The sequence below is a fragment of the Bacillus sp. AFS023182 genome, assembly GCF_002560575.1.
Taxonomy (GTDB): Bacteria; Bacillota; Bacilli; order Bacillales; family Bacillaceae_G; genus Bacillus_A; species Bacillus_A arachidis.
In genome coordinates this window covers 52,396-65,513 of sequence record NZ_NTRO01000025.1, presented here as the reverse complement: position 1 = coordinate 65,513, position 13,118 = coordinate 52,396, and the positions used below count along the sequence as shown (strand labels likewise).

Here is a 13,118-nt window from a genome sequence, read left to right as displayed (position 1 = left end):
AACTATTTTTTTATCCTTTTTCGATATTTATTATGACCATCTGCCACGCCAAAATACTCAAAGCCATTGTTTTTATAGAATTTGTTTAGTTTAGTATTATTTGCAACACAATCTAACTTTAAGAACTTTTTGTCAGTGTGCATATTATCTTGAATCCACATCAAAATCCTTTCACCTATTCTCCTTTTCATATACTTAGGGATAATCGCCAGTCTATGTAAATATAGTGAATCAAAAAAAACATCTTCACCAAAAATATGGCGATCCCAATCACTTTGTGTGGAAGAAACTGTGAAAGTACCTATCATTTCATTTTCTTTTAAAATGATGTAAGTGTTGTTGTTCGTTACAGCTTGTGCTATCTCTTCGTCATCTCTACCTTCTAAGAGGTACTGCCACTGATTGATTTCTTTATCTTTTAACCATTGAGCGATTTCTTTTAGCATATGAATAATAAGAGTACTTTCATTATTATGTGCAGTTCTAATTTGATAGCCTTCAAGAGTATTCCGATTCACTTTTCCTCCTCCTTTTTAATACTTCGGCTATTTATCTTGCTATTTGTGGGTAGTAATCTCTCTTTTTATTACCTTTTATAACCCAAAAAGGCTTAGAGATTTCTCCAAACCTTTTTCATCCAAATAAAATTTTAGAAAACCACTTCTCGAGTACTTATCACATTATTGATTTCGCTGCGCCCCTCTAAACTCCTCCTTAATTTGATTAAGCGTTCCTTCTTCTGTAATTAATCGGTATGCTGCATACGCTAATGCTTTTGCGGATGTAACTAAGGCTTTATCGCCAAGTTCCGAACAAGCTGCTTCTCTAAATTCATTCGTATGCGCAATTAAATGCTCTGGACCAATTTTGATATAAGGATGAATCGTTGGTACAACTTGACTCACATTTCCCGCATCTGTTGAACCGATTCCAAGTCTCTCTTTACGATTTACTTCTTCACCAAGGTTTTCTAATTCCTCAGCAATCACTTCATTAAATGTTTTTGTCACTAATAATTCATCAATTTCATTCTGAAACTGATTGATTTTTACTGTTGTTCCTGTTGCCAGTGCTGCACCTTGCGCAATGTTTCGTACTTTTTCTGTTACTTCCGCACATCTCTTACGTGTTGCTGCGCGAATAAAGAAACGGGCTGATGCGTAATCTGGAATAATATTCGGCGCCTTTCCACCTTCAGTAATGACACCATGAATTTTCACATCTGACGGTAGCTGTTGACGCAGTGCATTAATCCCATTGTAAAGTTGAATAACCGCATCTAATGCATTAATTCCTTCTTCTGGTGACGCTGCTGCATGAGCTGATTTTCCATAGAAATGAAAATCAAGTGGATCAACTGCGAGTGACGGACTTGTTGTTGCTGTTTTTCCACTAGGGTGAATCATAAGTGCTGCATCCATCTTGTTAAACAATCCTGCTTTCACATAACTTGCTTTTGCACTTCCATTTGGACCACCTTCTTCTGCTGGTGTTCCAAATACAACGATTTCACCGCCGATTTCTTCAATTGTTTCCGATAATGCAATCGCTGCTGCAACGCTAATTGTACCAATTAAATTATGACCACACGCATGGCCTAATCCAGGCAAAGCATCATACTCTGCTAAAAAAGCAATTGTAGGTCCTTGTTTTCCTGAGCTTTTCCGTGCGATAAAACCTGTTTCATGTCCTGCTATATTATGCTGCAATTGAAATCCTGCACTCCCTAAAAGTAAACTTAATGTTCTGGATGCAAAGAATTCTTGATTGCCGATTTCAGGATTCGCATGTATATCATGACTTGTTTTTATGTAGTTTTCTTTATTTCCTTCTATACTTTCCGTAATAATATTTCGGTGTGACGTTACTTGTTTTGTTGTCATTTTCCCCATTCCTCCTTTAAATTTACACATAAAAAAGCCTCTTTCTAAAAGATAGAAAGAGGCTTGAAAATACAAATTCAAAATAGCCTTCTTTCTTATCTTTCAAGTCTTTCACTTGCTGGAATTGGCACAGTATTCATATTGAATCCGCTGCCGAGGTTTCATAGGGCCAGTCCCTCCACCTCTCGTGATAAGAAAATTGTTTTTATTTTCATAAAATTATATTAAATTATTTTCATTCTAGTGTTATTCCGAGTAAATGTCAAGGAATTCCGATCTGATTTTAACGAATATCTAAAAACCCTTTTAAAACGCCAATCGTTTCAGGTGCATGTAATCTTGCACATATATAAGGGAATTCTGGACTTCCTTCAAACGTCATGTGAGATGTTAAAGGCGCTCCTGCCCAAAAGATTTCATCATCAATTAATAAAAATGGGAGTGACTTATTTTGTCTTTGTATTCTCACGTTTTTTAATGGAATTGGTCCATCACTATATATCGTGACCTGCGCTGCTGTACGCATTAATGCCTGCCATACTCTTTTGTCTACCTGTCTTGTACTTGGAAGCGAAATAATAATTTTTTGTTTTGCCGATAGAATATCTTTTAATAATCCTTTCGGTTCTTCCAAATTCATTTGCATAAACCATCTCAAACGTTTTGTAATTTTTCGTTCTAGCAATGGGCGCGAAGTAGTACGATCATATACATTTCCGTGTCTTTCTATGTGAGAAGTTAAGTGAGATAACGCTTGTTTTCGAGAAAGGTTTTTCCGCATATACTTACAGTCCGATAACTGAATAAACTTCCCTCTTGCTCTCGTTATCGCAACGTTTACTAAACGATGATTTTTATGATCAAAAAATAATACGCCGGGTCTCTCCTGCGGATAACTATCTACTGTATCAAATATCATCATATCTCGTTCAGACCCTTGAAATTTATGAACTGTTGCCGCTAATATAGGCGTATTTCGATACTTTGTTTTTTGCAAAATCTCCCTTATACCTGTTGATAAGAAACGGGACTGCGCGCGATATGGCGTGACAACTCCAATCGATTGAACACCATCTAATAATCCAATTAAAATCAGCTGCATCGCAACGAAACCGGACATAATATTAAAACGTGAACCAGAGGCTGCATCTTTTAAAGAATAAGCGCCCATCAAACTTGTATCAAACAGAGCTAGCGCTTCATTTGCAAATGGCTGTAATTTCGCTAATTCTTGTCTTGCCGAAACAGAAGGATGATCGAACACTCTATTCTTATAAATAAATGAGTTTGTAAACTTAGATATATCCGCATGCATTCGTCTTTGTTCCTCTAGCATAAATAAATTTGGATGCGTTTCATAACTATTTACAGATTGGACAATGCCAGCATGATAAAACATATCTTCCCCTAGCCACTTTCTAACGAGCTCATGATTTGCCATCGCAATTGGTGGTAACTGTAAAAAATCACCACAAACGACAATTCTTTTTCCAAGAGAAGCTGCTAAAGCAATTTGTGGTACATAAGCCATACTTACTTCGTCCACGACAATTAAGTCAAATGTTCGTTCGTAAATAAGAGAATCAATTGCACACTTAGATAGCGTTGCACCAATTACTTTTGCATTTTCAATATATTCTCTTTCTACTTCTTTAATTTTTGCTCTTTGTTTTCTAAGATCTCCTTCAATTTCTTGTATCCGCTTCTTATCAGAAGCAGTTGCTTTATACGATAAGATTTTTTGGCGAAGATCTTGGCGCATTTCCTCTAAATAAAGCTTTTCTTCTCCCCATGATCCATTCGTTGTTTCGACTAATCTAGAAGCAAGCAACGTTTCATGATTACGTATATGTTCATGTTGACTAAATCCATATCGGACGATTTCTCCTGGTGTCCATTTTTCTTTCTTCTCTATTTGCTTTGTGACTTCACTCATTAATACATCCACTGCTGCATTACTATGAGCAAGTACAAGTACTGACTTTCCTTTTTGATAATGCGCCGAAATAATGCGTGATAAGTTATAAGACTTTCCTGTTCCAGGTGGTCCCCACACATATGTCGCCCTATTATAAAAAGAACGATATGCAAGTTCATTCTTCGGATTTTTCATCTTTTCTATATGCTTTGGCGTACTCTTTCCATCTAAAAGACGCTTTACCCGCTGACGCTTTTGTTTATCTTTTCGTATTTCTTTCAACCGCTCTTGCAGTTGTTCTAACAACTGCCATGGTTCACTGTATAAACTAGCTTCTCTTATTTCACCTTGTATATAATCATTCAATTTCAGCTCGATTTCTAATCCATGTACGGATAATACTTCTCCTGTTGTTTCCTCACCATCAAATTCAATTCGAATGGGTGTACCCTCTGGTAAGCTTACTTCCGAGATAAGCTGAAATACATAAACTGTACTTTCATAATCTGTATATAAAAAACGACCATTTATAATCGATAGCTTACTACCGCCTATCGTTTTCCAATGTTTAATTTCATATGCTAATGCTTGATGCCACTCTTTCATCGTTTCCGTTAATGAAGGAGTTTGTAAAGTTGTGTTCATTGCGTTGTCTCCTTCCTTCTTTCCAAACATACTTTCTCACTATATCATAGAACATCATAAAATTTGTAAGGTTTTTATCTTGCTTATTTTCTCAATTTTCAATATTATGATACATATTAAAATTACGGAAAGAAGGAATCGATATGCCGGTACGAAGAATCGAACATGTTGGAATCATGGTTGCAAACTTAGAAACATCGATCTCATTTTATGAAGAAGTGGTTGGGTTAAAACTTATCAAACGTATGGGACATCCAGATCCAAACTTAAAACTCGCTTTTTTAGGTGTAGATGGCGCCCAAGAAACCATTGTTGAATTCATTGAAGGTTATAATTCTTCTCTGCCAACAGAAGGTAAAATACATCATATTTGCTTCAAAGTAGATTCATTAGAAGATGAAATGGAAAGGCTGAAAAAATTAGGGATCACTTTTTTATTAAGTGAAGAAATTGAAACCCTACCAGATGGAACACGTTATTTTTTCTTCTCTGGTCCTGATGGAGAGTGGATCGAGTTTTTTGAGACAGAGAGATAAAGTGAAACTTTCATGTGCAGGTGATTCATCAGCTCCTTATAAAGCTAGACGATGAATCACTTTTTACGTTACATTCAATGCTTTTCGAGTCGATTTTAATACACCCTACTTCTCACTAACACTTTAGAAATTTAATAGACTAAAAGAAGAAATAAACAAATTTGTATTATGTTATATACCCTAAGTTTAAAAGATATAAATCACAGTACCATAGACCGTTCACATTCTCTGCAAAAGGAGGTATATGTTCGCGCAACCAAAAATCTACACTTGGGAAAGTTATGCATTTATAACTTTTAGTGTATTAAGTACTGCAGGAATATTTTTGATTTATCCCATGGTACATTGGTTTGGTCCCAATACAGTTACTCCTATGTCCTATTCTATATCCATCGCAACTATTTTATCCATTTCCCCCTTTCCTTATTTTAATTTGTGGTTAATTGTTGTGTGTAAGTAAAGAAGATACAGTGTCTGTAGTCGATGATAGTTGCACCGGTTATAACTTAATAAAAAAAGATGGTGTAGTCAGCTTGGTAGTAAAAGATATTTTTCGTTAAAATAATAATGGACTTTTTAAAAGCTCGTTCAAAAAAAGAAGATAGCCATCTCATATATAGGTGGCTACCTTCTTTTTTTCGTATATTAGCTGGTCTTCCGTCAGTGGGGATGAAAAAATCACTAATAGAAGTTTCACTTTATAAGAAAGGAATATTCTTACTCTCAAATGGATAGTCGTATGTGCGATTTCTATTTCAATTTCTGTTCAATCTTATCATGTATTAATTCGATTTTTTCAGGCAGTACAAATAAATATTCGATCAGGACTTCCAATAATTCTGTTAATAAAACAATGGTTTCATCGTCAATTTCTTGCTTTAGTTCAAGCATTTCATAAAAAAGACTGTCCGGATGAACAAGGTGGCCAATATTTTGAATCGGTTTCGTTAAATCAACATGTTTTGGAAATTGCTCGAATTGCTGGCAAAGAGACTGCCCATTCGTTTTCTCCCCAAGGAAATGTTTGAGGACACCTTCAAGAACTCGTTTTGACATTACTGCCGTAGCAGAATGATCTTTTGACTGACTGATATTTAAAGTAGAGCGATATGATCTGAGAAGGTCTATAGGAATTTTTTTGTTTTGTTCGAGTTGATGTAAAGGATCTTTTGAAGCTGAAGGATTATACATATAGATGTCTACTCCATTGATTTGATCTGAACAATTATGAAACATAATGACAAACTCTGATGGTTTTTTACATTCAGAACAAAGCCCTTCTACGAATAATCCGCCTTTTTTCACTTGATAAAAATTTGCTTTCAATGTGAATTCACTTGATTTACCGCAATTCGGACATTGGCTTTTAATATTTTTTGGTACTTTTAAATATCCATACTGGGTATAAGATAAAATGGCTCCCGGCAATATTCTTTTCATTTAAACCTCCTATGAAACGCAATCCTAATTTGTAGCTTATATAAATATTCCTGATAACTACTCAGTCACCCTATGAAAATATAAGATAATTGGAGAATTTTAATGAAAAAATATGTTTATCTGTTTTATCACAAGATGTAGTAGTATTGCACATGTCTTTGTTGCAGCAAAAAAAAACAGACCGAATTTTAGCCTGTCAAACTCCTAAGTCAAGGGTATAGCCGAATTTTATGATTGGTGATACAAATTTCTTCGTTGATATAAAAAGTATAACTTTAAAAAAAATGTTTGCAAGTTGTAATATATGGAACAGAAGTTATTGGTAATTCGCGTATGTAAGGTAAACAAATGGGTACGTTTGTTGAATAGGTTTTATTGAAATGATCAATCTTTATTCAAAATGTTTTTTGGGATTAGCCCGTTTTGAGCAAATATCTCAACAGTTTGCAATGCCTGTCGTTGGCTAGTCTCAACAAGTAGATGGCTATCGGGTGCCAGCCAGAGTGATGCCTCAGCAGCTATCCGTCGCTGGACATCTAGTCCTTCCGCTCCACCGTCGACTGCCGCCCTTGCCTCATATTTCCGGGCCTCTCGAGGTAACAGCTTAATTGCCTCTGTAGGTACGTAGGGTGCGTTTGCGACCAAAATATGGACGCACCCACGCAGTTTAGTTGGAAGTGGATGGTAGAGATCACCTTCGTACACATTACCGTTTACCCAATTAATATTGTTACAAGCACATCTCACTGAGGCTGAATCTATGTCGACTGCATACAACTCAACCTCACCTAAAACTGTAGCCAGTGCAGCGCCCACCGCACCCGTGCCGAAGCATAAATCAACTATGATAACTCCTGGCATAGCAAGGTAAGCTGCCTGTTGGACAAGAAACTCGGTACGGCGACGAGGTACGAAAACGCCTGGTTCCACAGAAATCTACCCAACCAATGATGTGTTCCAGGGGAAAACCAGCTACTCGTCGTTCTACCATGTCGACGAGTATTTCCTGTGTTTGTGCCTCTGAGATAAACAATTGTGCCTCATCTTCTGCAAAAACACAACCGACAGTCCGAAGCCTGGTTATTATACATTTTTCTGTTTCCGCGTTTATATAAAAATCGAATTTCTTTCCCATTCATTCACCACTCTTGATACCTTTTTAAGTTTATTATTAATAATTCTTTAAAAATTGGAGAACCCCTGTTTCAAATGCCTTGTATTTAATAAAGAGGACGTATACCGTATACATGTGAAGTTTACATAACATACCTTATAGTTAGCAAGGATTCTTGTAAATCTTTGCTAACTATAAGTGGAATTAAGGAGAAATGTTTAATGGGAGTTTTTACAGCATTGTTAGTAACTAGCTCTATTTTATTATTAGCTTGGGTTATAGGTGAAAGGAATGCTGTTTTTCTACCCAAAACACAAAAACAGCCTCCCTTTATTTGGAAAGACTGTATGAAACGTTATAATATAATGTTTATAACTTATAAAATTTTTGTAATAGTATTGTTAGCAGTCTGTGATTTTCTGTAGTATATATTTAACAAGGAATATTATTTTCAATTTCCTCAGCTGTAAAAACCGCGTCCAAAACCATTTCATTATTATTGTTACCCAGAGTTGTAGTAAGGACTCTTCCTTCTAAAACATAAGTGAAAAATCCCACACCTGGTCTATCTATCGCGGTGAATGTAGTTGTTGCAATATCAATATTCGTATCTTGAACATTAATAATCACCGCTTCTGGTGCAATTCGTCTAATTCGGTATGTGATTAACTGTGCGCGTTGAGTTGCGACACTGGAACCCAGATTATTTGCTTCAATTGTTGCCAAAAATCTTACTGTGTCTAGAGGATCATCAATAGCGATGGTTAATGTTGAAATGGTAGAAAATGCTGATGTTGGGGATAATGGTAATTCAGGAAGTGGATTCGCATTAGTACCTACTACAAACTGGTGTAATAATCCAGACTGACATGGTCCCGTTGGCCCTATTGGTCCTTTCTTATGATCACAACAATTTACATTTATTTTAATAGAATGATCGTCGCATTCATTTTTGCAATGCTTGTTGTAGTACTTATCATTGTAGTAATCATCGTACTTACCTCTGCAGTGACCGTCGTATCTATTTTGGTTATGCTTGCAGTATTTATCATAGTGGTCTCCCATATTCTATCTCCTTTTCAATATTATAATAAATACTATTAAGATTTTAATAGTTGTGCTTGTATGCTTGTCCAGCATTTCCTACAAAACTTCAAAATATATTATCAGTTTCTGTTTTATAGGCTATCAATATTTATCTGATAATTCAAAATTAAATATTTTTTACAATTAAATCAGTAATAAGGGTACAGCCGTATGCCCATCAACTTAAGAAATTTGTAGTTCCCCAAAACGAAGAAAATTTTCGTTTTGAGGACACTTCAAAATATTAGCTTGAGGGGCAATGGGCTGAACCCCTAACAGCAAATTTGAGCAATATAACTTGATTATGAAATGTGCTATAATAACTGTGGTTATATTGAGCTAATCTCTTCTTGGGATTAGTTCTTTTTTGATATTCAGCCAAGATAGATTGACCAAGAATGGGTCACCTTATATCTCTTTTTCTTGAAGTGTTACAAAGAAAATTTTACATATTTCTGTATTATGTTTTTCTTAGCTTGATGGCGATGGGGTAACTTGTTTTCTTAAGTTGATGGACATGGGGTATTAACTTATTTTAGCTTGATAGCTATGGGGTGGTATCCCTACCATAAAAAATAAGCATTGGATCATACAATGCTTATTTTTATACACTTATGCAAAAAGAGATGTATTCGCATATAACGCCGGTGAACCACCTGAATGTACAAATAGAATGTTATCTTCTTTCTTAAATGCACCTTTTCGAATTAGATCGATCAGTCCAGCTACTGCTTTCCCTGTATATACTGGATCCAATAAAATCCCTTCTGTTTTTGCTAAAAGCTGAACAGCTTCGACCATCTCAGGTGTGGGTAAAGCGTATCCTGGCCCAACGTACTCATCGAAACATGTCACTGCCTCATGCGGAATAAAATTTGAAATCCCAACGTGTGCTGAAGTTTCTTGCACCAGCTTAAATACTTTTTCTTCTTGTTCAGCTTTTCCGCGACTAACATTAATTCCAATTACCGGTACCCCTGTTTGATTTCCATAAAATCCAGTAATCAAACCCGAATGCATGCCCCCGCTACCACTTACACAAACAACTGCATTGAAATCAATTCCTTGTTCAAATGATTGGGTCATAATTTCCTGTGCACAAGCAATGTATCCCATCGCACCGGTAGGGTTAGACCCTCCAACTGGAATGATGTAAGGGGTATGTCCTTTTTCCGTTACCTCTTTCGCTACTTTTTGCATCTCATCCATAAGATCCGTCCCGTTCGGCACAACAATTACGTTCTCAGCACCTAGTAAGTGGTATAAAAAGTAGTTACCATTGAAATCCGGTTTAGAATCTTCTTCAAGCCCCTCTTCTAACACAAGGATACACTTCATTTTCTCTTTTACCGCAGCTGCTAATGTTAAACGACAATGATTAGATTGAATACCTCCGCATGTAATTAACGTATCCGCACCTTTCGCTTGTGCAGCCGCTACAAGGAACTCTAATTTTCTCGTTTTATTTCCGCCAGCTGTTAAACCAAGTAAATCATCTCGTTTAAAATAAATAGAAGGCCCACCAAGCACTTCAGAAAAATGATCTAATTTTTCAATTGGCGTATATGATTCTGTGTATTTCCTTCTAGGGAATTTTGCTAAATTCATGCTCATTCATTCTCCTTCTGTATCCCCATTCAAGCTTTATACATGTAATTAACGTAGCCTAACATGCTTTGCTTACTGAATATAACCCTTACACTTTCAATTAAAGAAACTATATGCAGTAAAAACAACTTCAATGTTTTTTCGAAATAGATTATTTTCAGGAAACATTTTTCAGTATACTTGATTCATCGCAGTAAAGCGACTTTAAGGATTTAAAAACATGATTTCCCCTAACATTTCAGTCATTTTTTAAAGTTCATACATCCCCTACTTCCTTTTATAACTTTTGGATATGAGTATCTTTAAAATCCGTTTGATATTTAAGACCATATCCGAACAGACGATCCATCCCGATATGAGCTGTCCAAATTAAACCAATCATAAGGAGAACATCTAATTTTAGAAATATCCCTATCAAAATAAGTAATATGGATATTATGTAAGTATGAAATAGGTTATAAATCTGCGCACCAATACGATTATTGATAAGATATGCTAGCATTGAAACATCAGGCGCTAAAAGCAGTAAGAAAAATATAAACCAACTAAAATCACATAATGAATACATATATATGCTTGCGACTAAAACAATAAGCCCTTCCATATGTATGATTTTCTTCTCCACAGTTCACCCTCCCCCCTCTAAAATTAACAGAGTAATGATACTATTGTAACATTTAAACCTGAAACTAAACGCAGCGAATTATCATACACAAAAAAAGCACAAGAATTCCTCCTGCGCTTTTTCTTATCATACCTATACTAACTTTCCATCACGTAATGTTAAAACACGATCACATACATCAAGTATTCTCTCATCATGCGTAATCATAACCGCTGCTTTTTGACTTTCTTTCACTTCCCACTTCATCATTTCGACAACTTCACGTCCACGTTTTGAATCGAGGCTTGCAGTTGGTTCATCAGCTAAGATTAAATCCGGATTATTCATAAAAGCACGAGCAATCGCAACCCTTTGTTTTTCTCCACCAGATAATTGATTTGGGTAATGTTTTTTTCTTTGAGATAGTCCAAATGCAGCTAGCAAATGATCCACACGCTTTTCAGAATCTTTCTGGTCTTCTTTCTTCAATTTTGCAATATAGAGTAATTGTTCTTTTACATTTAAATATGGAACAAGATTTGCGAATTGAAAAATGAACCCGATCTTTCTTAAACGAATATCTGTCATTTCCTTTTCTGATAAACGAGTAATATTTTGTTCACGAATGTAAATATTCCCCTTTGATGGTGATAATAACGCACCGGCGATCGATAATAAAGTACTTTTCCCTGATCCAGAGGGACCAACAATACCGATAAATTCTCCAGCTTTTACATCAAGTGAAATCGGATGAAGGGCGGTTACTTCTGTATTTCCCTCACCATATACTTTACTTACTTCTTCTAATTTTAATAAGGAAGTCATTACATACCACCTCCAATTGCTTCTAATGCATCAACCTTTAATACTTGATATAAGGAAATAAGCGTTCCAAGAATACTAATTACAATAAAGATTCCCGCATATTGACCAATCATTGCCGTCGTTAATAAGAACGGCATAGTTTCTGGCAAAATCTTTTGCAATCCTTCTACCAATACAATACTTATCCCCATTGCCACAACAGATAAGAATAACGCTTGCACAACTAAACTATTTGCTAAATACGAATTTTTTGTTCCGATTGCTTTTAATACACCTAATTGCTGCGTTTTTTGTAGTGTAATGACATAGAAGAACACACCGATTAATAAAGCTGCGATCACAAGCAAGAAGGCAATAATCATTGTTAATGTTCCTTGTTCTTCTTTATATCCTGGAATACTTTGAAGAACTTCTTTTTTCTCAATTACATGTGCATTTTTCACTTCTTTATCCGTACGAAGTGCAATTGCACTATAGTCCTTTTGGTTTGGCTGAGCAATTTTCCCCCATACATCTTGATTCACATACACAACAGGTGTGTGACTAAACATCTGATCTTTCGTAAAGCCAACGATTTTGAATTCTTTTTTAGAAACCGGATCGATAATTGTATCACCAATCTCTACACCTTTTTCTTTAATTGATTCGTCAGCAACCATTTCATCTTGTGCTGTTCCTAATGCATTCCCTTGCACAATCTTTGGTTCCAAGAACGTGTCACGTTCGCTTGCAAAAATCGCAATATCAACCTTTTTTGAACTATCCTTTTTTTCATACGTAGAAATTTTCACATGAAATGGTACAGCATCGTTTGCATCTACTTGCCCTACTACATCATCCACATCTTCTTTTTTAATTTGTGAACGGAGCAATTTATTTTCCGCATCATCTGCTAATACAAATTTTGTTGCATCCATATTTTGAATCGATGATGCATTATCATAGGATAAACCATTTGCTAATCCAGAAATCACAAGGACTAAAAATGATAATAAAATCATTATAAGCCCAATTAATCCATATCTTAATTTTGATTGTTTTAATTCACGTAGAGCTAAAAACATTTCACTCGCTCCTTCCTCTTTCTTTCCATGTATTCATCTTAAAAAAGAAATATGAACGGAATATGAACAAAAGATTACAGAAAAATGTGCCAAATAAACAAAAGCTTTACCTTTTCTATAACATTTCAATTGTATTTTAAAGAGGGATACAAAAAGGAGAAACAGCTCTATAACAATAGTCCATGAACAATTTAATAAAAAGAAGGCCCCTTTGTTTTATTACAGGTACGAAATAAATTATAATGTGTAACATTATATAGAGGAAAAAGAAAAGGATAGACGATACAGAGTAAGTCTGTATTCTATCCTTTTTGTACTATAAATGGCCTCATTTACTATTACAACATAGCTAATTGAAAAAAAGGGGGCGCTTGATACATAATTTCAAATCCCAT

At 35.4% G+C, this 13,118-nt stretch carries 11 protein-coding genes, 1 pseudogene and 1 riboswitch; of the genes and pseudogenes, 2 read left to right on the top strand and 10 right to left on the bottom strand.

The window, feature by feature from the left end; all coding sequences use genetic code 11:
- Positions 1-2 precede the first annotated feature (2 nt).
- The 3 genes from CN288_RS13740 to CN288_RS13730 all read right to left on the bottom strand — a co-directional run bounded on the left by CN288_RS13740 (position 3) and on the right by CN288_RS13730 (position 4,476).
- Positions 3-518 (bottom strand): GNAT family N-acetyltransferase, encoded by a 516-nt coding sequence (locus tag CN288_RS13740; protein ID WP_098302464.1) that lies wholly within the window; start codon positions 516-518, stop codon positions 3-5.
- 162 nt (positions 519-680) lie between these two features.
- Entirely contained in the window at positions 681-1,883 is a 1,203-nt protein-coding gene (locus CN288_RS13735) for a M20 family metallopeptidase (protein ID WP_098302480.1), read from the bottom strand.
- 92 nt (positions 1,884-1,975) lie between these two features.
- Positions 1,976-2,080, bottom strand: a riboswitch (SAM riboswitch).
- An 86-nt stretch (positions 2,081-2,166) separates the two neighbouring features.
- Complete coding sequence (locus CN288_RS13730; protein ID WP_141527970.1) at positions 2,167-4,476, bottom strand: AAA domain-containing protein; 2,310 nt, start codon at positions 4,474-4,476, stop codon at positions 2,167-2,169.
- A gap of 113 nt (positions 4,477-4,589) precedes the next feature.
- On the opposite strand from CN288_RS13730, the gene CN288_RS13725 reads away from it, so the two are divergent.
- Positions 4,590-4,982, top strand: a complete 393-nt coding sequence (locus CN288_RS13725; protein ID WP_026592438.1) for a VOC family protein — start codon at positions 4,590-4,592, stop codon at positions 4,980-4,982.
- Positions 4,983-5,732: 750 nt separating this feature from the next.
- Here the strand turns inward: CN288_RS13725 and CN288_RS13715 are convergent.
- Positions 5,733-6,422, bottom strand: coding sequence for a hypothetical protein (locus tag CN288_RS13715; RefSeq protein ID WP_098302461.1), 690 nt, complete (start codon positions 6,420-6,422; stop codon positions 5,733-5,735).
- A 384-nt stretch (positions 6,423-6,806) separates the two neighbouring features.
- A pseudogene (locus tag CN288_RS13710) lies at positions 6,807-7,557 on the bottom strand (putative protein N(5)-glutamine methyltransferase).
- 200 nt (positions 7,558-7,757) lie between these two features.
- Between CN288_RS13710 and CN288_RS13705 the strand changes: the two are divergent.
- Positions 7,758-7,961: a hypothetical protein gene (locus tag CN288_RS13705; RefSeq protein WP_035415132.1), complete on the top strand. Its 204-nt coding sequence runs from the start codon at positions 7,758-7,760 to the stop codon at positions 7,959-7,961.
- Between the two features lie 7 nt (positions 7,962-7,968).
- Here CN288_RS13705 and CN288_RS13700 read toward each other — a convergent pair whose 3' ends face one another.
- The 5 genes from CN288_RS13700 to CN288_RS13680 all read right to left on the bottom strand — a co-directional run bounded on the left by CN288_RS13700 (position 7,969) and on the right by CN288_RS13680 (position 12,723).
- A complete protein-coding gene (locus tag CN288_RS13700; protein WP_098302460.1) occupies positions 7,969-8,601 on the bottom strand; it encodes a hypothetical protein in 633 nt (210 codons plus the stop codon).
- A gap of 633 nt (positions 8,602-9,234) precedes the next feature.
- Positions 9,235-10,230 (bottom strand): D-cysteine desulfhydrase, encoded by a 996-nt coding sequence (locus CN288_RS13695; protein ID WP_098302459.1) that lies wholly within the window; start codon positions 10,228-10,230, stop codon positions 9,235-9,237.
- Between the two features lie 277 nt (positions 10,231-10,507).
- A complete protein-coding gene (locus tag CN288_RS13690) occupies positions 10,508-10,855 on the bottom strand; it encodes a DUF4260 domain-containing protein (protein WP_026592435.1) in 348 nt (115 codons plus the stop codon).
- Between the two features lie 132 nt (positions 10,856-10,987).
- Positions 10,988-11,659, bottom strand: coding sequence for an ABC transporter ATP-binding protein (locus tag CN288_RS13685; protein WP_098302458.1), 672 nt, complete (start codon positions 11,657-11,659; stop codon positions 10,988-10,990).
- Positions 11,659-12,723: an ABC transporter permease gene (locus tag CN288_RS13680; protein ID WP_098302457.1), complete on the bottom strand. Its 1,065-nt coding sequence runs from the start codon at positions 12,721-12,723 to the stop codon at positions 11,659-11,661. Before CN288_RS13680 ends, CN288_RS13685 begins: the two co-directional genes overlap by 1 nt.
- Between the last annotated feature and the right edge of the window lie 395 nt (positions 12,724-13,118).